The organism is Arcticibacter eurypsychrophilus (genome assembly GCF_001730525.1).
GTDB lineage: Bacteria > Bacteroidota > Bacteroidia > Sphingobacteriales > Sphingobacteriaceae > Arcticibacter > Arcticibacter eurypsychrophilus.
The window spans coordinates 21801-44716 of sequence record NZ_MDFN01000035.1 but is presented as its reverse complement, the minus strand read 5'-3'; the positions used below and the strand labels follow the sequence as shown (position 1 = coordinate 44716).

The following is a 22916-nucleotide window of genomic DNA, read 5'->3' as shown; positions in this document are numbered from 1 at the left end:
TTTAATCCATATGAAATACTTTTAAAAGTGGAATACTTATCGGTGAATGGTCGGCATGGGTATCCATGATATCGGCCATATAGGTCCACCACTTTTGTACAATTGCTGTGGTACCAAGATCCTGCGAGGACTGGCCTTCCTGCTGGAGTTGTACTGCAAAAAGGGTATCTGTTTCTTCGTCCAGGAAAATGGTATAATCGCTTACACCATTTTCCTTTAACAATTTTTTGAGTTCCGGCCATATTTCATCATGGCGTTTTTTATATTCATCTTTGAAGCCAGGCTTCAGTTTCATCTTAAAAGCAACTTTATCCATTACTATTTTTGTTTTATATCGTTTACCAGTAACCCCGAATTTTCAGCTACACGTTCATAGATCTCCAACTCGACAATGCTGAAGGTTCCTTTAGATTTACTATCATCCCTGCTTACACCATCATCCAGTTTTTTACCTGTGATCTCTACTCCGACAGCGGCATTGTTAGTTTCAGTCGTTGCCTTATACATTTCAATCTTCAGAGTTTTTCCCGTTTGAGGTTTAAATTTAGCTGTGAAGTAACCCAGACTTCTTTGTGTAGAATCCCTAAACACTTCTTTTCCATCAATCGTAATCCGGATAGGATAACTGCGGGAACGGAAGTTATTCACCTTCATAGTCACCTCAGATATTGGAGCTGATCGTTCAAGCGTATAATTGACCCATGCGGTAGAAAGCTGACCATCATTTACCCAGTCAGACAGTTCATTATCATCATAACTTGCACCAGCCTGATCATTATTAGCACCGGCAGCAGCGCTTGTAATTTTTACAGCAACGCGGGACACCTTGTAAGATGGAGATAAAGGAGTAGGTCCCCTTTTCAAGTAGGATGACAAGCCATAAGAGGGCAATTGAAGTGAGAGTCCGTCCGTCTGTTTCACCGGTTTAGAGGCGAAAGCGATGGTTGCACTCTTTAGGCCTTCGGCATTGGCACTAACAACGATCTTTCCGGCTTTTGTATTTGAACGGATGATGACACGGTTCACGCCACCTTCTACCGGCAGACTCTTGGCAAGAATATAGTTCTCAGGTCCTTGAGCAATTCCACCACGCCATTCTGCGGCACCTTCTAATTTGAAGTTAATCATGTTTAAAGCGGTTGGGCAACGATTGCCTTTTGCATCAACTACCTCTACATCAACCAGGGCCATATCTGCACCATCTGCTTGAAGTCCAATAGGGCTCTGATGCAGTGTTAAACGTATTCCGTTTGGTTTACCTGCTGTCTTGATTTCTTCTGCACACAATTTCTTACCCTGTGCGTCATAAGCCACAGCAGATAACGTACCTGGTTGCCATTGAATATTTTTAAAGGTATATAGGAAGCGGCTACTTTGTTCGCCAAATCCCTTTGATTCGTTATTTATAAAAAGCTCCACTTTCTCGCCACTTGAAATGACATGAATATCTTTTTTTGTTTCTGGCTGATAGTTCCAATGACCAATAATATGAATGCGGGGGTTTTCAATATCGACCCATCCATCCCACATCACTTGATGAGCATAGTATCCATCTTTTAAGATGCGCATGGCATCTACTTCGCCACTCCTACGGTAATTTTCTGCCCCTCTGAAATGGGTGTTGGAATCAGAAAAGATAATGTTTACGCCACCTGCGCTAGAGCGTTCACCTGTACCGGGACGTTCTCTCCAATAGTCATACCAACGTGCCACATTTTCCATAGCGTGGGTATCCTGGTTGCGGTTGTAGATACTTGCGTCCGCTCCCTTGTATAAAGGACCCTCTCCATTTTTGTGAAAAGGGGGTGAAAACTCATCCCAATATTTACGGAGTCCTTCATCTCTGGAATACTCCATTGCCCACATAGGGATATGAGCACTTTTATTGATGTATAACATTTCGCCACCGTATTCGGCTACTTTGCTATTCAGCATTTCCCTTGAACCTATGGCTCTTCCTCCATTGGGATCGTATTGATCCCTGATATCTTTCATGGCTTGCATATGTGGCTCGGAGATAGACTCATTGCCACACTCATAAAATAGGATACTTGGATTGTTGCGGTTATAAATTATGGCATCACGCATCAACCTTGTACGCTGATCCCATCGTACACCTTCTACATCTTTTTCAGCGTCACCTGCCTGCATAGATTGAATTAAACCCAAACGGTCGCATGATTCGACATCCTGCTTCCAAGGGGTGATGTGCATCCAGCGAACCAGGTTAGCATTACTTTCGAGCATCAGCTGATTGCTGAAATCACTCATCCAGGCGGGAACAGACATGCCGACAGCTGGCCATTCATTGCTCGTACGTTGTGCATACCCTTTCATTTGAAGTACACGGTCGTTTAAGGTAACCATTCCCTTGGTGAATTCGGTTTTGCGAAAGCCTGTTTTGGTTTGTACCACATCTACCGGTTTACCATCCACTTTTAACGTGGTTGATACGGTGTATAAATAGCCGTATCCCCAACTCCAGAAGTTTAGATTGTCTATCTTAGCGCTCGCTTTTACGATCTTAGTTTCCTGAGGTGCAAGGGTGGTTGCTTCGGAATTAAATACTTGAATAGTTTTGCCTTGCATGTCTACAACAGCCACTTCAAAGGTAAAGGTCTTCGGTGTAGTATATTCGTTTTTAACTTCTGACTCAGCAGTAACAGTGGCCGATTTAGCAGTTATATTGTAGTCTTTAGCATAGATATAGGTTCCTGTGGTCTTTAACATGGAGTACAACGGGAGGGTTTGAAAGAGCTTGCCGGCAGTATGGAGGAATACATTTTTGGGAATACCACCATAGTTTGCATTGAAGTTTTTATTGCTCCACTGAAAGGTGGAATTTGTTGCCACCTCTCTATAATCCCATGAATTGTCAATGCGGACAGAGAGCACATTCTCTTGAAAGCCATATTTCATTTGATCTGTAATATCAAAGCCAAAGGCCATTACACCATTTTCATGTTTTCCGATAAACTTTCCATTGAGGTAGAAATCGCCCGCCTGTTTAATTCCTTCAAATTCAAGAAAAACCTTTTGTCCGGTGTATTCTTTGGGAAGTTTAAAATGTTTCCGATACCAGACGATGCCGGTAGTATGCAGGTCAATAGCCACTTTAAAGGCGTCATCCTCATTGAAGGCATGAGGCAGAGAAATGGATTTCCATTGTGAATCGTCAAATTGAATGCTTCCCGCATCTTTCTGGTCGCCTACAAAGAGCTTCCATCCTGAATTAAAATTATACTTCATGCGCTGGGCAAAAACTTGGTTAAATCCTGAGGCTAAGCCTGAAATCAGAATAAATAGTGTTACAATTTTTAATCGGTTCATTAGAAGTTATTTAACACCTACTGCTATGGATATACTTTCTTTGTTCGTTGTATTGGCTTTCAACCAAAGGATGTTTTCTTTAACATCGTAATACCAGCCAGCTGCCTTTTGTAAGGCATCAGCACTGGATGCTTCCTTCAATATTAGTCCATTTTCAGTGATCGAGGATGGGCCTTTTGCATTATCCCAATGTATTTTGGCTAGGTATTGATGCATTGAAGGTGCAAATTTTCCAACTGGTTTATCAATAGTTAGTTTGAAGGAACTCTGAAGCAAAGATGCCGTTATTTTAGTCAGTGCATGAACATCCTGCTGATACTTTAAACTTACACCATCGTCTTCATAAAAGTTAAATTCTGAATTTGCGGAAGGGAAGATATCAAGCGTGATTACATCCACCGCTTTTTCAGCAAAATAACTCATTTCGGGTTGCATTGGAATAATGGCTCCCGCTTTAACGAATAAAGGAATCGTATCCAGAGGCGCTACAACATGTACGTATTCTTTACCATTGTATTTTTTTCCGGTCCAGTAGTCAAACCAGGTTCCTTCAGGGAGATATACACTTCGGGTAACGGCCCCTTTGGTTGTGACCGGACATACCATCATATCTGTACCAAACATATACTGATCGCCTATGTCATACACATTTTCATCATTTTGATGTTCCAATACCAGCGCGCGCATAAGAGGCAGACCGGTTTTATAGCTGACATAAAAGTTGCTGTAGATGTAAGGAATTAAACGGTAACGGAGCAGATCGTACTTTTTAAAGTTGGCAAGAGCTTGCTCACCGTAGTTCCAAGGTTCTTTATATCCGGGATGATCCATACCGAATACCATGGCTACGGGGCTGAACATGCCAAACTGTACCCAACGAATATATAATTCGGGGTCTGCTGCACGTTCAAATCCACCCATGCAATGAGACCAGTAACTTACACCGGATAAACCAATATTTAATCCTGCTTTAATAACAGGAGCGAAATATTGCCATTCGCTAGGCCAGTCACCAGCAAAAATATAAGGGTATCGTTGGATCCCGGCATAACCTTCGCGCGTTTGGTTAAGTCCACGTACTTTATTAAACTCTTGGAACTTCTCATAAGGGGCTTTCGCGTAGGCGATTGGAAACACATTATGAAGTTTCTGAGCCACCTTATCGGTAGGACCAGTCTTATTACTTTCATTAGCAAGGCCACCAAAAGCGCTGCCTTCATCTGTTTTGAGGAACATAGCTCCCTGGGAAGCCACTTTCATTACCCCATTATTCCACCACCAGTTTACTGACTTCTGATCAAAAAAGTTAACGAATTCACCTTTGCTATTTGGTTCGGGATATACAAAACCTTTCTTCCTCGCCTGATCCAGAAGGTCAAGTTTAATTCCATTGTCTAAACGAGGACGTAAATGCAGACCAACCATCTTATAATTCATGGCATATACACTGTCGAACATTTTCTTGGGATCTTTGAACGAATCTCTCCATTCAAAAGAGGTAGCCCCGTTGCCTCCAACTTTTCCAAAGATCCGCCAGGTAGAATCCAGCCATAAGAGATCAGCTGGAATTCCGAGTTCTCTAAACTTCTTCGCTAATGCGACCACATAGTTTTGAGAAGTTAGTTTATCGTGTCCCCATGTCCCCCCACTATACGTACCGACATGTAAGCCAAGGGCATATTGAGGAAGCAATGGAGGTTTTCCGGTTAGGCTGGTATATTGAGCAAGAATAGTAGGAAAATCTGGACCATACATGAAATAGTAATCCAGTTCGCCATCGACGGCTTTAAAGCTGTACCTATCATTTTGTGATAATCCCATGTCCCATTCTGTAGCAAAGGAGTTATGCAGGAAAATACCATACCCTCTGGTACTCATAAAAAAGGGCACAGGGGAATAATTTGCTTCCTGAATATTGTATGCACCGATGGCATGAGGTCTCCCTTTGCCCCTGCCTACATTAAGACGTATCTTTTTATTCCGTTGATCGGTAAAATCCATCCGCTCGCCAAAGCCAAAGAAATGTTCATCTGGCAACATCTGTTTGGTAGAAATAACTGCGTTTGCCTCTGTTGTTGCTCCACCGTTAACGGCAGACTCTGAAGAAAGCATCTTTCCTTCTTTAGTCAGTACATCAATGCGAAAGGGTGTTTTGTAAACTTTTATATCTAAACTGGCTGTTTGAATAAGGAAATGGTCGCTTTTTTCGGCTGTTTGTAAAGGAAATGCGGCCCAGTTATATTTGATAACCATCCAGGGTTCATTTTCCTCAAATACTCTGCTCCAACTGGTTCGTACTCTAAACATAGAGGGCGTGCAAAACTCCAGTTTTATATCGGCATTTTGATTGGAGAAATATACCGTTTGCCCTTGTTTTTTGAAACCGGATCGATAGTTTCCTATGGAGGTCTGCGCCGAGGCAGTCGCCATTAATGCAATTACTAAAAATATTGTACTCAATAATTTAGACATGGTTATTATCTGGAGAAAAGAAGGGCCGTTAGAAGACCCTTCTTTTTATATTATTTCAATTTGTAAACCTCGCTTCCGGCCAGAAGAAAGCATCCTAAACCATAATCTTCGAAATCGGGTTTGGAGGTATAACTTACAGGCTGACCGTCTTTAGGTTCTTTTCCTGTACCCTGAAGATACCCGATAAATCCATCGGAATGAATGGCTTCTTTTGCCATTGCATTCCATGCATGGATCACAACAGGAAGATATATTTCCCGGCTGAGTATTCCATTATTGATGCCCCATGCCATACCATAGGCAAATAAAGCTGTTCCTGAAGTTTCTTTTCCACCAAAATTGGTTGAATCGTGTAGACTTACGTTCCAGAAACCGTCTGACCGCTGGATAGGAAGCAATGCCTTCACCATGTCTTTGTAATCCTGCATATATTCATTATAGTGAGGATCAGATTTAGGAAGTTGTTGTAATGTGCGTACCAGTGCTGCTACAACCCATCCGTTCCCTCTGGACCAGTAACAATCTTCCCCATTGGGTTCCTTATATGGTGGCACAAAGTCCTTGTCTCTCCACCATAATTTGTCTGCCTGGTTGTATAGCCCGTTTCCACCATGTTTGTATTTGGAGTAGCTGTATATTTCATACATCTTATCAAAGTACTTGGTGTCTTTGTATACCACGCCTAAACGGGTAAACACCGGCATCGCCATCTGAAGGGCATCGATCCAGTGCCAGTCGTCCACTTTGGGACTGTTCACCATGTGATCTATAGATGATTTTATCTTGGCAATACGTTCAGGTTTGGGGTCGATCATATAAAGATCAATATAGGTCTGTCCGCAAGTCTGGTCATCGGCGTTATGTGTAGTATCGCCGGTTCTTAATCCCCAATTATGCTTTTCTCCAAATTGAACTGCATAATCATAGTATTTTTTTTGCTTGTCAACCCTGTAAAGTTCCATAAGTCCTTCATAATACACGCCACGGGTCCAGATATTACTGGGTCTTGTTTTGTTCGTTACAATTTCCTTCCCTGCATCAGGCCATTTTTTCATAAAGTATTCATTGGCAAGACGCATTTTTTTGAGCACCTGTTTTTTCTTAGGCAGTTGCTGTGCAGATAAGTTCAAGGATAAGAATCCCAAAAACAGAATTGCGGTGATTGATTTTGTAAGAAAATCAGACGTGTATTTAATCATATGATGAAGAATTGGTTCATTTATAACAGGGGTTTAATCTGGGATAAATAGGTTTCTGGGACTATTTTACTATTATTTTTCCCCATTTGCAACCTGTAGCATCCTGTTTTGACTTAACATATTGCCTCAATTGTCTCCAATGGCATATTTATTTCAATCAGGTGGTGTAAAATTACGGTTACTGTGGGGAATTGATACTGCTTCCCTTCGTTATTTACGATAGGCGTTTAATGAAATTTTTCTTTGTTTTTTTAATCCTTTGACAACAGATTCAGCATTAATTTTTGCTCCTATGGAATCGGTATGTGTATGATCAGATGGAAACAAGGCTTTTACTTTCACCGGACCCATTTTATCATATTTATCTGCAGTTATTGCGTTCAGGTCAATAAAACAGGCACCTTCTTGTTGTGCTACCTCTTTAGCCCATTTTCCGTAATCGTTGTTGGCACGAATGACTTTATTATCTTTCCATTCATTTCTGGGGATCATAGAAAGCACAATTGGAATGGCACCTTTCGCTTTTGCATCATGAATAAATTGGCGGATGTACCAACCGTAGGTATGTACGGTTTCGGGCTTACCATCAGGCCAGATGAGTTCTTTTGTTTCTTCTCCGGTTCCTTTTAATACCCCTCTGTATCCGGCTTTGTTGGTATCAGGGGTACTTCCTTCATTATGTCCGAATTGCATCATAACATAATCTCCCGGTTTAAGCATGGAATCTACCTTTGCCCAACGGCCCTCTTTTATGAATGTTCGGGTACTTCTGCCTGCCATAGCATGATTGGTGACATTGATTTTTGTTGTATCGAAAAGCTCAGCGATTGCTGTCCCCCAACCCATATAAGATGGATTTGTATTCCTTACCGTTGAGTCTCCAATAATAAATAACGTTGGTTTCTCTTTATTTATAAAGGCAAGGGATACTGCAAATAAAACAATCAGCAGGAATATTGATCTCTTTTTATTGAACATTTTTTAATATTTTATCTAGTATTTATTATTTATTCAAACTGGACCTTAACTAAAATCTACATTTCCACCAGTAACACTTTCCGCATTCGTTGGACACCAAGGAAGTTATTATTGAATTCATTGTCGCTATTTGTGAGTCAGAATAATATTAGGTTTTGGCGCTTTTTGCATGCCTGTTCCAAGGAGAAAACTGGTATGTGGTGGTTGATTATACCCTACATTCTGCCAGGCAACACTTAAACGGTATTGCGGATCATGCATCAGGGTATACAGCCGGTGCTCAGTAGGGATAGTTGTGGTAAAAATTCGAAGTTCCTTATTATCCTGGGTACGGAATATAACTTCCTCTCTCCAGTCACCAAAAAGATCAGCACTTAATACGGGATTGGATTTTGTCCCGTTATTCGAAACGCACCCCTCAGCTGTAAAGATTCTTCCCTTTTTATACTTATCGATATAGTTTCCATTCAGAAGCTCCCGGGACAAGTCACCGTCCCACCAGATCAGGAAGTTAGTGGAGGAAGGATTTTCTCCTATGCGCGTTCCTTTCATATTGAATAAACCGTTTGAGCCGGACCACCACATCTCTGCACCAGGATTCTCAGGATCAATATCATCAGCAACTCCTCTGCCTACGTCCTGATCCATGGAACCTTTCCAATAGATCTCCCCAGTTTTAGCATTATATAATGCTACACCAGCTCCTTTGGTACGTTCTTCTATTTCATGGACACCAAAGACTTCAAGTCCAGGCTTGGAGGGATCGAGATCGGTAACATGCAAGGCATCACCATGCCTTAATCCGGTCGAAAACAGCCCTTTACCATTATCGTCAACCACCATAGATCCATATATGATCTCATCTTTACCATCCTGATCTACATCTGCGACACTTACCGTATGGTACCCTTGTCCGGAGAAAGGATTATCTGCATTTTTGGAATCAAACACCCAGCGTGATGTGAGTTTACCATCTCTCCAATCCCATGCGGCTAATACGCTACGACCATAATAGCCACGACACATCACCACACTAGGCAGTTTGCCATCGAGATAAGCGATACAAGCAGTAAAACGATCTACACGATTTCCGTTATTGTCTGTTCCACCGTTTCCGCCATGTCCTCCCCAACCAGCTGTTGGATATCGGGACGGAATATAATCCGTAGTAGCAAGAATTTCACCTGTTTGTCCGCTAAAAATGGTAAAATATTCAGGTCCATCCAAGATTTTGCCATCTTTATTCCGGTAATCTTTCGTTGAATCGCCAATAACTTTACCCTTTGCATCAACTGTTCCATCGGCAGTTTTACATGCGAATTCCGCTTTTCCATCTCCGTCCAGATCATAAACCATAAACTGGGTATAATGAGCTCCTTCTCTGATATTCTTCCCCAGATTTATAGACCACAATAGTGTTCCATCCATCTTATAAGCCTGAAAAATCGGAGGATCTGTAAAACCTTTGAAACTATTATCCGCTCCTTTTCCGGTTTGATGCAGCACAATTTCGTAATCACCATCACCGTCCAGGTCAGCCGTAGAGGCATCATTGGGGCTATAACCAAGAGGGGTTTGTAGAGGGATAGAAAGATACTGCTGAACCGCTGAGTTGGCAGGCAAAGTAAAAGATTTACTTGCTACACCCTCTGCCCCATTAAGCACAGGCTTTATAAAATAGTCGTTTTGCTGTTTGGTATCAACTGTTTCATCTACATAATTTGTACTTACTAAAATTGGCTCCTTATTAATCTTGATTGGTGCCTTAGCCGCAGATGAACGGTATAAGTTGAAGGATATATCCTCCTGATCGGTGCCAAACAAGCGCCACCCGATATAAACTTTCCCTTCCCCCTGGTTAACAGCTATTAGCCCACGGCTTAGATTTTCCATCACTCTTTGGGAGTAAATTCTCTCTGTACTGATGAGCAATAAGGCTAGTGCTAGAGATAGGCGATAAAAATACTTTACATTTCGTATTGGTGTCATTTACGTTCGATGATTTATTTCAGTTTTTTTTAATGGGCACTTGAAAGGATCTGTTTTATGGGTGTAAAGGTATTAGACTAGCTTTTTTAGGGCATTTTTTTGAATCCTTCAGCACGTACTTTCCATTTCCCGTTTTTAGGAAAGCCTTGTTCTTGAAGGGTGCTTCCATCCCAACCTCCGGCCATCATTGCTACGGCAGCCAGCACGCCACCGTTTCCGGGAAGGTAAATACGTAATCGTCCGTCCTGATAGTTATGTCCATTCTTCAGATAAGTGTTTGTTTTGACATTCATAAACAAAGCATCGATCGCTTTATCGGGGTGTCCAAGACGTTCTGCAGTCATAGCTGTCATCGGAAAATCCCATCCCCAGGTATCATCCCAGGACCATACCTTATTCACAAGATCAAATGTACGCTGCATAGTTGCTTTATCTAGCTTTTCTGATGCGGGTACCATACCCAGAGCACCTAAAACAGAAGGGTGGTCAATGCGCCAGCGTGGGTTCGTATAACTGTCCTTTGCACTTTCTGTTGATAAATAAACCCCATTCAATGTGGGTAAGGGAGATAATTTAACCAGTATTTTATCCCATTCTGTATTCCGGGGCATCCCTAAGCGTTCACGCCATTTCTGTGCAGTTTTTAAAGCCCAATCCCAATAAGCAACCTCATACGTTGGGTTGAACGTGTCTTTTGCCGGAAAACATTCCTGTGCAGGAATAACTCCTTTTCCCAATGTATAGCGGTCATTTTCCTTGTCATAGGTTGGGAAAGAGGCCATAAAATCGGCTGTTGCAAAAACAAGATCTTTATATTTATTCAGGATTGCAGTATCCTCTTTATCCCTGAAACACAACTCAGCCAGATAGATAAAGTGAGGTTGTTGCCAGATTAGGAAGGCTGCGACAGAGGAAGGACTTTCATTTCCTTCGTTATCAGTCATCTTTTGCCAACGTACACCCTTATAACCCTGACGCTCGGCAAGTAACTTTGCTTTATCTTCCACTTTGGCGTAATAGCCCAAGCTTTTTTCCATTAAATCAACCCGGTTCCATAAAGCAAAGTGAACTGCATGCCACCAATGCATTTCCAGATGTGGCTTTCCAAACCAGCTGTTAAAGGTTAGGCCTGTCTCCTGTGGAGGATAATTACCGGCACATTGCATTTTAGTCAGGTATTGAGAAAGCACCACACGGCGTTCCAGTTCTTTTGCCCTTGGATCAGTACTTCCCGCAAAATCAATTGCTGCACCTCTTGACCAAAAAGCTTTCCATTGCTGCTGATTTTCAATTCTTGTTGCAGCAAAAGCAGGCAAAGAGGAAGGTGATACCACTTCGGGCGTAAAAAGACAACTTAGTTCAAATACACTAGTACTTTTATCAGGTGTAACAGTAAAATAATGTGGAGTAGTGTTTTTTATAAGAGAGGCCTTGTTGAGCCATTTTAAAGAAACAAAATAATTAGACCCTTGCAATTGATGCTGGATGGAAGCTCCATCACCGCTTTGGTTCAGGATTGTAGAGGAATGGCTCTCTGGACTATTCCAGTTATTCCCCCCATCTGCAAACTCACCTGTCGGATAAGGAAAGCGAAGTCTTATTTTTAATCTCCCCATTTGGATCAGCTTCGAGGTTACCCGTACCGCAACCAGATCCTGCTCCTGATGAGAAACAGTGACAACATCCACCGGGATTCCCTCTACAGTAAAATGACTGATCAATTCGCCTGTCCATAAATTCAATTTCTGATTTATGCCCTTGACATCAGTGACCTTAATTAAAGATCCGTCTTTCTTGTATATATCGAATCCAAGGTTCCCCAATTGTAAACGATGGGAGTTTTGTCTGAACCAATTAGAGGCATTCCTGTTTCTTAAGGGTTCGGACCATTGGACAGCATAAGTAGCCTTATGTCCATTGAACGTATATTCTTTCAGCGTTTCTTCAAATTTATAACCAATAGTATCTTTAAAGCTATCCCAGCCCCATTCCGATTGGGTACCTAAACATACACCTTTTTCATACGAGTCCGGAAAGGTCTGTAATCCGGTTACATCAGCCGTAAAAGCAAATTTTCCGTTTCCCAGGGAAAGTGATGATAAGGAATCAACACTGGTATTGATTACATCATGGCGCGATACTACTGCCTGGCGGTTTATGGGTTGAGCATGGGCAGAAAACCCTGACATAAGGACAAAAAAAGTTGATACTAATGCCGGTATTTTCTTAAACTGTATTTTCATTCCAACTAATTTATATTATACAAAGTACTGTGTTTAATTCTTGTTCAATTTCTCACAAAAAAAATTAAAAGCATGAGCTAAAGGCTTTCCTCTCCATTAATTTATTTTAAAAATAAATGACGATGCGGTTGAATATTTGCCACCTTGAGCAGCGGTAAACAGATAAGCTAGTTTATTATCGATGAACAGGATTTGGGGCCTTTCCAATCTCCCGTAACGGGTTAAATTAGATGGAACGGGAGCCTCCTGAATATATTCTTTAAGAGGTTTATAGGCTATCAGTGGCTCATCCCATTTAATTCCATTTTCTGATTTCAAATAAAGACCTACTTCCTGACTATAAACGCCCATATCTCTGGCGAGCATATTAAACTTGCCGTTCTCCCGCCATACAAATGCATCCTCAAACTGCCTGTTATTTCCTTTTTTTGAAAAATCAATAACTGGGTTATTGTGGTATTTTAAATAAGGACCTTCCAGTTTATCTGCAATGGCCAGACCATATTTGCGGTTACCTCTAATTTTAGGGTCTTTCGAATTCACATAATCGGCTGTATTCCACGATTTATAATACAACCAATACTGTCCATTAGGGTGTTTTACAAAAGCAGGATTGGTCGTACAATGGTCATCCCATTCGCCCGCTGCCCCTGGTTCAAGTAAAGGCTGATCCGGTCGTTTCCAGGGTCCGTTTACAGATTTAGCAGTAGCTAACCCAATTCGTTTGGTATTCGTTTTACCATTGGAATTTCCCATAAAGAACAGGCAATAGAGCCCGTCTACATAAGTAATATGGGGATTATGACAAGTCGTTGCATCCCAAAAGCCTGCACCCCGTGGGTTAAGTACGGTTTCTAAATAATTGAATGGACCTTCAGGCCGATCCGCTATAGCATGGGCTATTTCACTGCTGTTTATCCAACCTCCCATTCCCTTTGACTTAGGCCAACGGGAAAAAAACACATGAACCTTTCCATCTTCACCCATTATCGGGCTGTTACACCAAACAAACCAGTCCTCCATTTCAAGTGCCCGTCCAATAGGTTTCAGCCGCTTTGCGAATGCAGACACATGATCTTCTTCCAATAATCCAGCATTTGCTAACCCAGGCAAGAGACTTAGTGCTGTCATGTAAGCCAGATTTGAAATAAAATTCCTACGTTCCATCTGATTAACGTTTATTTATTAGCTACCTGAATATTTAATTTCTTGCATTTTCTGCGAGTTTTTTATCTCCAAAACAGACTGATCTGTTGGTTTGAAGTTAACCCGATCAAAGGTCCAGCCATTTGCATAGGAAAGAGATCCTGAGGTATTTGCGATGATTTCCATATTTCCCAAATGAAAGTTTTCAATATGTTTCATTTTATAGAATCGTAACTATTTCTATTACTTTATTTTTTCGTCAGTCAAAATATTCTCCTTCGGCATAATGAACTGATTATTGTCCGTAGCCGGTTTTGGAATTCCAAAATAGAAGTAAAGTGTCCTTTTCGTTGTACCATTGATCTTATTCGGTTCGCTTAACGGACCTAAAGAAGCGGTGTTATAATTAACATTTAAGGCAAGTTTTCCTGCAACCGGAGGTATCTTATCAAGAAAGGAGATATCACCTGAAGGAAGGGATGGAGTTGGCCTTGGACCCGATAGCGCATAAAAGGCAAACAACCGCACGAAAAGGTCATTATCCCTACTGGCGATAGTGAATTTACCTTGCACCGTATTCATTTCCATCCATGCGATATCCGCGTAATAACCTTCAAATTCAGGATAGATCCATGGAGCACTTCCCGTTTGTGTATTGTTATTTCTATTTTCCCAGACGTCGTAGGTTACGCCCTGAAGCCTATTTTTCCACACACGATAAGGTCCTTTACCTAACCATTTTGCCCCCAAAACATAATTTTCAGGATAGCTAAAACTTACACCGGCAAAGGGATAGGTTCCACTAAGCGTATACTCATAAGTCATCTCCAGCCATCCGCTACCGAACATTTTCCATCTGACATATTTCATATCACCAGTATATGAGGCTTCCACGACATAGCCGTCATTCTCCTTATACTGTTTCATTCCCGCAAAAACAGCGTTTCCGCTAACAAGAATAGGTCCGTTACCAAAAGATAATTTTGCACTGAAGTCATTAGCCAGATCCATCAGTTTTCCAGTCTTTTTATTAAAAAAAACAGAAATACCATTTGCTTTTAGCGTGATGATACTATCAGATTCGGTCATATTTACCGCGTCACTACCTGCTGTAATTAAAATACTATCCAGCAGTTGGGTATTCGTTTTTATTTTCCAAACCCATTTATACAGTTCATTTTTGAACGGATCATATGCGCAAAGGGTAAGGGCGTCATACTTTTTCCAATCGGATGGCAAGTTTAATTTTAAATTACCCTTCGCTACTGGTGCAATCGAAGGTGCAGCCGCAGCGCCACTTTTCACAGTAGTATATCCATTGACCTTATCTCCCGGATTATTAAAATTAACCAGTTCCCACCTAAACGTACATTGATTTACATTGGTAAAATGATACCGGTTTTCAATTGGTATTTCACCTTTAAAATTTGCTGGCAGCTCTTTTAATGTAATTTTTACCGGGGAATAAATCTCGCGAATGGCATTAAAACTTCCTTCCTTCTCCCGGTGAGGACCAACAAGACCATCCGGAGCATTGACCCCATTTACATCAATAATATTATTTTGATCCGTACGCACAATTCCTTCGTCTACCAAATCCCAGATAAAGCCACCTGCACCTTTTTTAGAATTCCAATGAAGATCCCAGAAATCTGATAATGCCGCTGCTCCTCCCCCATCATCCTGAGCATGAAGAAATTCAGTAGTCATATAAATATTTGTATCGGCCAGTATTTTTCGTGTACTATAATAATCCTCATAATGATTACAATCAATACCATTAAATGCATTACCCGGACGGTGATGTGCATGAATCACAGGCCGGTTGGAAAGATCATATTTCCCATAGTCGTCATCCAGATCAAAATTATGACCTCCTTCATTACCGTTACTCCAAAAAATAATAGATGGATGATTCATATCCCGAATCACCATTTCCTTAACCAAAGGCATACCCACTTTAGTACTATATGCTTTTTGCCATCCTGCCAGCTCATCAAGGACATACAATCCCAATGAATCACAATAATTAAGAAAGGTTTGATCCGGAGGATAATGGGAACAACGAATCGCATTCATATTCATTTCCTTGATCAGTTTCACATCATCCAAATCTATCTTGGGATTAATAGAACGACCAGTTTCGGGCCACCATACATGGCGGTTAACCCCTTTCATTTTAATCTTTGTTCCATTTACATAAATCCCGTCACCCTTTCGTACTTCAATAGTTCTGAAACCAAATTTATTTGTAGTCTGGTATACCGTTTTTCCTGCATTTAGTACCGATACATTCACCTTGTACAGATTAGGAGTTTCTGCAGTCCAGGCTAAAGGCTTATTTACTTTAGTTTTCAGGTTAATTACAGAGTCATTCCCCTGTGTGGCTGCTTGAGCTGTTCCTACAACTTTCCCTTTTGAATCAACTATCTCCGCCAATATTTCTCTTCCGGATGGTATATTTTTAAGGAAAACATTCATCGCAAAGGAACCATCTGCCTTTGCATCTATTGCAGTATAATCAATATGTTCCTGAGGATAAACTTCCAGATACACCGGACGAAATATTCCTCCAAAGATCCAATAGTCAGCTAATCGTTCTGCATTATTGACCGAGTTATCAGCGGACATTTTGCTTACAGTGACCTCCAGTTTATTGGGCTTATTATATAAAAGTTTATCTCCTATGTTATATTTAAAACGATAAAAAGCCCCCTGATGAATCGCCCCGGCTGACTGACCATTTATCTTCACTTCAGTATCCGTCATTGATCCTTCAAAAACGATAAACACCTCTTTCCCCCGCCAGTTTGAAGGAATAGTAAACTCATGTTTATAAATTCCTTTTTCATCAGCAAAACGGAAGTTCTTGCCATATGTTACATAATCACGACCGTAATTATATGCTCCAAAACCTTGTTGCTCCCATTGTGAAGGCACCTGTATCTTTGACCAGACGCCACTATTTCTTCCACCGGTACACCAGAAATCCCAGGCTACTGTATGCTCATTATCTGTTCCTGAAAGATATTGTATTTCTTTTTTTATGGCGGATTGTGCCCAGCCCTGAAACACAAAAAATGTCATCAGTACGATTGTGAATAGTCCTTTTTTAAAACTCATTATTTATTCAATTGATGTTTACTTCTTTTTTAAATTAACATATACAGGCTTATCCCGGTCACACGTGATAAAACCGTCCTTATTGTACTCCAGTTCTGCAACATAAATCAGACTGCGACGCGAATCAATAGAATTCTCAGGTGCAGGTTTTGCTTTCGACCGGCCCGGGTGTGTAAAATAATAGACAAACGCCCGGTCCCCTTGAATCACAACATCTGCATGTCCACCGATTGCCTGATCTTCCAATCCTTTACCAGGAAATTCAAGAAGACGCTCCGGCTGTTTAGTCCACTTCAACAGGTCATTCGAATAATACAATCCCATTCCAGCCCAATTATCTACCAGCATCCAATACTTACCCTTCCAATAAAAGACTTTTGGCCCCTCACCTCCACGGTCGGATACGGCTTTACCTTTAGTCTCCCAATTATTCAGGTCTTTGCTATCCGCATAATAAATTGACTTACTGTCTCTTTCGTTGTTATACCACATTCTCCAGGTAGCATCAGGCCTTTTAATTACGCAGGCATCTATTACCTTGTCTGATGCTAACTTTAAAGTGCTGACATAATCCCAATTCAACAAGTCCTTACTCGTCAGATGAATAATATCCCGGGGATGTCCCCAGTCCTTAAATACGCCAGGAACATAGGTTAAATACATATGATAAGTCCCTTCATGCTCAATTACTTCAGGAGCCCAATGCGTATAATCAGGTGTAGGACGATATTTAATATTTGCAGTATCTCTGTATTTCCAGGTTGCACCCCCGTCTTTCGATTCAGCAATTCCTATTCGTGTTCCATGTACCCAGGTTACACCTGTTGCCAGAGTATCACTGGCTCTTCTGTTCGTATAAAACAGAAACCATTTCTTTTCTTTTTTATTCCAAATCACCACAGGATCTGCAGCACCATCATAAATAGGATCCCTGAACAAGGGCTTGTTTGCCAGTTTTCCTACATGCTGCTGAGCAGAAAGAGATTCCATACCGAACAATCCAAATAAGGCAAGAACAAATACACTCATTAACTTTTTCATTTATTGGATGTAAAAGAAGGTTTAATATATTTTAAGGGAGTCAATGATACGGGACCAACTATTTCAACCATTCTGTTTCCTTTAAATACGCTGCTCATCATGCTGATTCTTAAAACCGTTTAGACTTTGTCGCTTTTAAAGACCTGTCTTTTATATTTTTACTACTCCTAAGTGTAAAATCCTGTACATCCTGAAGATTAAAAAGTGATGCCTGACCAGCCTTAGCCGCTTTCAGATTATTAATTGCGATCCCTTTGACGTCCACTAAAACAAAGGCAGAGCGAGTTTCCTTTCCAAGAAAACTTACTTGAATATCATTCATCTCGATATTCTTCACATGGCGGATAAAAAATCCGTAAGCAGGAAGCACTCCAAACTTTTCAGGCTCCGGATACATCTTTTCAATTTCAGGTACATTAACCTGAATTTTTGACTCAGCAGAATCAATCTGTCGATAATAAATATTGATATTACTTAATTTAACATCTTCGATATCATGCCCCGGAATGCCGCTAATAATAGAGGCAAAATGTGAATCGGCATTATAAACCGTCACATTACTGATTAGTATGCGACGAAGTTCACCAACAGGAGTCCCTTCCGGACCACGCATACGCGAACCCAAACGAAGAAACAGAGGAGAATTCACAATATCACGCATCGTAATATTGCTGATGGTCACATCTTCCAGCAAACCACCGTCAACCGTTTCCAAGGCCAATCCCCTACAATATTCAAAAACACAATTAGAAATCGTAATATTTTTAAACCCTCCGTTTGATTCTGTTCCAAATTTTATCCGGCCAGTAGGACCTTCATGATCAGGAACCAAATGAGCCTCTTTCCTTTGGTAAGTGCCATCGATGAACGTTCCCCGGTCATAACCGCTAACCTGACAATTGGTAATTGTTACGTTTTGTGTTGGCTTGGAATAACCAAGTGCATACGAACTTTTTAAACAGATCCCATCATCCCATGGCGAATTTATAGTACAATTTGAAATCCGAACATTAAAACAGCAATCCACATCAATGCCATCCCGGTTAGTATCCATCTTTAAATTATCAATGGTCATGTTATCCACTCCCGTTGCTAATATTCCAAAATGACCTCCATAAAGAAGCGTAAAATCTTTCAGAATCACATTCCGGCATAACTTCAGCGCAATCGCCTTATTGCCCATTCCACTTTCAGGAAAACTGCCTCTGGTCAAACCCTTTCCATAAATAGTACCAGGACCGAGGATAGAAATATTTTCCAGATTCTCTCCCCAGATCAGGCTATTATGCCAATGACTGTGTCCGAAATCCTGAAACTTATCCGAAACCGACGGCTCAGCCACATCATAACCTTTTCCATCTGCCGCTAAGAGTGTAGCCCCTTGATCCAAATACAACGAAATATTACTTTTAAGATGGATGGAATTACTCAAGTAGGTACCCGCTGGAACATATACCGTACCACCACCAGCCGAAGCTGCTTTGTCAATTGCCGAATTAATAGCAATATGATCCAGATTTATGCCGTCCCCCTTTGCTCCAAAATCCTTTACATTATACGTTACAGGCGTCGCAGCAAACGAACCTTGTAGCAGGAACAGCAGTACAGCGAATACAGGGAGACTTTTCCAAAATGATCCTTTCATGCCGTTAATTTCCATCAGGTTTTACCAAACTAGCTTTAGGACTAACCGGCCAGCTAAAAGTTTGAAATGCATCTGGTTGAGCAGGATTAAATACTGGTAGCTCCACCAGGTATTTGGCTAAACCAAGCTTATTATCCTTGATACCCTGCACAATAATCTTTGCGATCTCATAAGCGCCATACGGATTGAAATGGGTATTATCATTCAAATTCTGTTCCGGGTAAATCACGAAAGCTTTTTTAGAACCCTCTACACCCAGCGTTTCATACATTATAGTAGAAAGAGAAGTTAAATCAATCAAAGCAACATTTTCATCCAGTGCTACCTTTTTCGCAGCATCAGGATAATCACCATGAGAATTCATCATCAAACCCGCTTCATTGAATGACCTTCTTGCAGTTGGCGTAACAATCACTAAAGTTCCACCCTTACCCTTTACCTCTTTTGCAAATACATGCAACCGTTCAGAATATGATTTATAAGGACCATCATTCAGGCCTTTTTCTTTTTCATCATTATGACCAAACTCCACAAAAACATAATCACCAGGCTTCATAATGCTTAAAATCTTTTCCAACCGTTTACTGCCAATGAAACTACCCAGAGACAACCCTGATTCAGCATGATTAGAAATAGCCACACCCGGTTTAAAAAAACGAGGTATCATTTGTCCCCAGGAAGCCCAGGGCTCTTCATCCTGATTCACCACCGTAGAGTTTCCTGCCAGAAAAACAGTAATCTGATCTTCAACCTTACTGATTTCTATCGCATCAACCGCAGTTTTAAGATCGAATTCCAAAGTCAGTTTATCATCCCAATCCAGCTTAGTGAGCTCTCTTGGCTTTAACCCAACCACTCCATTCCCTTTTATCTGACGATCCTTAATATTGACAATGAAAGTTTTAGTAACAAATTTTCCTGGAGCGGTTTGCACATTTTCCAGCATCAAACGACGGGACTCCGCTTTGATGGTCGTACTACTCCCCCCTTTTAAATCACCTAGCGTTATCGTCACTTTATAATTCCCTTCCGGAACTTTTACCGAAAAGTAAAAAGGTTTCTCAGCAGTAATAAAATCGCCCTTTAACAAATCTTTGCCCTTTCTGTCTATGGCCACTGGTACCGATTCCAGATCAAAACCATACCCTGAAGCAGAAGAATACACGTTCGCAGGAGTAACCCGGGTGTATCCACTAGCGGCTTTACCCGTTCCAAAGTCAAATTTAAACGACGTCTGCACTACCTGACCATACACGTTCACTCCTGTAAGAAAGGCGATTAAAAAAGCCAAGCCCTGAATACTTTTCATTTCTTTATTTATACAAATTTAATTTACAACCAACTCGTAAGTCTGACCCTTACTTGTATTAAACGTAGTAAGATACTGCGTCTCATTATATAATTTAGCAGTTGAACTTACCGCTTTAAAATCCTTAAGCACTACCTTTTGATTCGTTCTTAACTTGCAAACATTACCCATTTTTGAAGTAATCAAAGCCTTCGTCAGCTTTCCATTTTTCCAAAATAGCTCCACTTCAAAAGCACCCCTTGCAATCAATCCCTTCACATGTCCTTCCGCCCATTTAGAAGGCAAAGCAGGCAATAACTGAATTTCCGAAAGGTGACTCTGCAACAGCATTTCAGCAATTCCTGATGTAGCACCAAAGTTCCCGTCTATCTGAAAAGGAGGATGTGTGTCAAAAAGGTTATTCATCGTAGAGCCTTTCAATAACTCCTGATATACCTTATAAGCATGATCACCATCAAGCAAACGAGCCCAGAAGTTAATTTTCCAAGCCTTACTCCAGCCTGTACCTTCATCCCCTCGAATCTCCAGGGTCTTACGACTAGCATCCGCAAACTTAGGATCAATTAAAGGCGAAATCTCACGTCCGGGATGCAAGCCAAATAAATGAGAAACATGGCGATGTTGCGGATCCTGATCTTCCCAATCGCCGTTCCATTCTACCAGATTTCCCTTTTTACCAATTTTCAAAGGACTCAACTTACTCCGTTTTTGCTCCAGCATTGATGCATAATCACGATCAATACCCAATACTTTACTCGCCTCAATAATATTGGTAAACAAATCCCAGATGATCTCCATATCCATTGCCGAAGCAATCGTTACCGTCCCCTGCGTACCATCAGGCATGATATATACATTTTCAGGTGAAGTTGATGGAGCCGTTACCAGGTAACCGTCTTTTTCAACCAGCCAATCCAGACAAAAATCAGCAGCCCCTTTCATTAAAGGATAAGCAGTCTCTTTCAAATATTTTTTATCCCCTGTAAAACGATAATGCTCATACAAATGCTGACTCAACCAGGGACTTCCCAACGACCAGTTTGCCCATTTAGGATCACCCGAACCTTCACCAACAGGATTAGTCTGAGCCCAGATATCCGAATTATGATGCACAACCCAGCCCTTCATATTATAATAATTCTTCGCTGTAGCTGTACCATTTACCGCCAGATGTTTAATATGCGTAATCAAAGGCTCAGTCAGCTCCGAAAGATTAGTCATTTCTGCCGGCCAGTAATTCATCTGCAAATTAATGTTGGTTGTAAAATTACTTCTCCAGGGAGGGCTAAGCTGATTATTCCAAATTCCCTGTAAATTGGCAGGAATACCACCCGGGCGCGAACATGAGATCAACAGATACCGTCCAAACTGAAAATACAATTCTTCCAGTGCCACGTCATCCTTACCCGCTTTATATTCCAGCAAACGCTGGTCTATCGGTAAATTGAGGGCAGGGAGATTAGTCAATGAAAGATTTAACCGGTTAAAATAGTGTTGGTAATCTTTAATATGTGCCGCCAAAAGCGTCGTATAATTCTTATTTAGCGCCGCATGTAAATCACGTACCGCGTTCTTTTGTTCATCCTTCCCATCCTTATCCGGGTAACGATCAAAGCCATTATAACTTGTTGCCGCAGAAACATAAAGCGTCGCTTCCGTTGCGCTGGAAATCACTAATAAACTATCCGTGTTACTAATTATTCCATCAGGAGAAAGTGCTTTTACTCTGAATTGAAACCGCATTCCATCCTGATGAAGGCTGTCCGAATAAACTACCGGTTTAGGATTTCTTCGCTCATCACTCCCTGTTCTCGCTTTACCCGTTAATACCAGCTCTTTATTGGCCGTTACCATTTTCTTATATTCCAACGCATGATTCACCCCCACAGAAAAATTTAATGTTTTAGCTTTACTCGCTTTCAAATGGATGATAATCACCTGGTCAGGTGCCGATGAAAATAATTCTCTCGTATATTCAACACCATCAGCCGTAAAACGAGTAGTCGATGTTGCATTCGAAATATTAAGATCACGGTAATATTTGGTAGGCGTACCCTTAAACAATTGTTTAATGATGATATCACCCAATGGCTGATACATCTCCGTATTCGGACCTTGTATTTTCTTCAATAATTTAACAGCTTGCCCAATACTGTCCTTAAATAAGGCATCCCGCACAGGCTGCAGATATTTAGGCGCATCCGGATTAGGGTTTAGATCCACCGGTCCGCCGGTCCACAAAGTCTCTTCATTCAGCTGGATCAGTTCTTCCCCGGGTCTGCCAAATATCATCGCACCCAAACGACCATTACCAATTGGTAGCGCTTCATTCCAGTCTTTAGCTGGCTGGTTATACCAAAGCACCAGATTCTTCTGCTGTGCAAATGTCACCTGCGCGAAAAATAACAGGAAAATCAAAAACCGTATATGTTTCATGCGTC

14 protein-coding genes are annotated in these 22916 nt (G+C 41.2%); all 14 read right to left on the bottom strand.

Annotation, left to right across the window (positions count from 1 at the left end; all coding sequences use genetic code 11):
* Position 1: 1 nt before the first annotated feature.
* The 14 genes from rhaM to BFL47_RS16650 all read right to left on the bottom strand — a co-directional run bounded on the left by rhaM (position 2) and on the right by BFL47_RS16650 (position 22911).
* Positions 2-316 (bottom strand): L-rhamnose mutarotase, encoded by a 315-nt coding sequence (gene rhaM, locus BFL47_RS16715; RefSeq protein WP_069660939.1) that lies wholly within the window; start codon positions 314-316, stop codon positions 2-4.
* Positions 317-318: 2 nt separating this feature from the next.
* Complete coding sequence (locus tag BFL47_RS16710) at positions 319-3330, bottom strand: glycoside hydrolase family 2 protein (protein WP_069660938.1); 3012 nt, start codon at positions 3328-3330, stop codon at positions 319-321.
* A gap of 6 nt (positions 3331-3336) precedes the next feature.
* A complete protein-coding gene (locus BFL47_RS16705) occupies positions 3337-5802 on the bottom strand; it encodes a glycoside hydrolase family 31 protein (RefSeq protein ID WP_069660937.1) in 2466 nt (821 codons plus the stop codon).
* A gap of 50 nt (positions 5803-5852) precedes the next feature.
* Positions 5853-7001, bottom strand: coding sequence for a glycoside hydrolase family 88/105 protein (locus tag BFL47_RS16700; RefSeq protein WP_069660936.1), 1149 nt, complete (start codon positions 6999-7001; stop codon positions 5853-5855).
* Between the two features lie 210 nt (positions 7002-7211).
* Positions 7212-7979, bottom strand: a complete 768-nt coding sequence (locus tag BFL47_RS16695) for a rhamnogalacturonan acetylesterase (RefSeq protein ID WP_069660935.1) — start codon at positions 7977-7979, stop codon at positions 7212-7214.
* A 126-nt stretch (positions 7980-8105) separates the two neighbouring features.
* A complete protein-coding gene (locus BFL47_RS16690) occupies positions 8106-9968 on the bottom strand; it encodes a rhamnogalacturonan lyase (protein WP_069660934.1) in 1863 nt (620 codons plus the stop codon).
* Positions 9969-10054: 86 nt separating this feature from the next.
* Positions 10055-12211: a hypothetical protein gene (locus BFL47_RS16685; RefSeq protein WP_069660933.1), complete on the bottom strand. Its 2157-nt coding sequence runs from the start codon at positions 12209-12211 to the stop codon at positions 10055-10057.
* Between the two features lie 96 nt (positions 12212-12307).
* Positions 12308-13378, bottom strand: a complete 1071-nt coding sequence (locus tag BFL47_RS16680; protein ID WP_069660932.1) for a glycoside hydrolase family protein — start codon at positions 13376-13378, stop codon at positions 12308-12310.
* 18 nt (positions 13379-13396) lie between these two features.
* Positions 13397-13576 (bottom strand): hypothetical protein, encoded by a 180-nt coding sequence (locus BFL47_RS16675; RefSeq protein ID WP_069660931.1) that lies wholly within the window; start codon positions 13574-13576, stop codon positions 13397-13399.
* Positions 13577-13600: 24 nt separating this feature from the next.
* Positions 13601-16480: a glycoside hydrolase family 2 protein gene (locus BFL47_RS16670; RefSeq protein ID WP_069660930.1), complete on the bottom strand. Its 2880-nt coding sequence runs from the start codon at positions 16478-16480 to the stop codon at positions 13601-13603.
* Positions 16481-16498: 18 nt separating this feature from the next.
* Entirely contained in the window at positions 16499-17521 is a 1023-nt protein-coding gene (locus tag BFL47_RS16665) for a family 43 glycosylhydrolase (protein ID WP_139125856.1), read from the bottom strand.
* 109 nt (positions 17522-17630) lie between these two features.
* A complete protein-coding gene (locus BFL47_RS16660) occupies positions 17631-19166 on the bottom strand; it encodes a rhamnogalacturonidase (RefSeq protein WP_069660946.1) in 1536 nt (511 codons plus the stop codon).
* A gap of 4 nt (positions 19167-19170) precedes the next feature.
* On the bottom strand, positions 19171-20475 hold the full coding sequence (locus BFL47_RS16655; protein ID WP_069660929.1) for a rhamnogalacturonan acetylesterase: 1305 nt from the start codon (positions 20473-20475) through the stop codon (positions 19171-19173).
* An 18-nt stretch (positions 20476-20493) separates the two neighbouring features.
* On the bottom strand, positions 20494-22911 hold the full coding sequence (locus BFL47_RS16650; protein ID WP_069660928.1) for a glycoside hydrolase family 95 protein: 2418 nt from the start codon (positions 22909-22911) through the stop codon (positions 20494-20496).
* Positions 22912-22916: the final 5 nt, after the last annotated feature.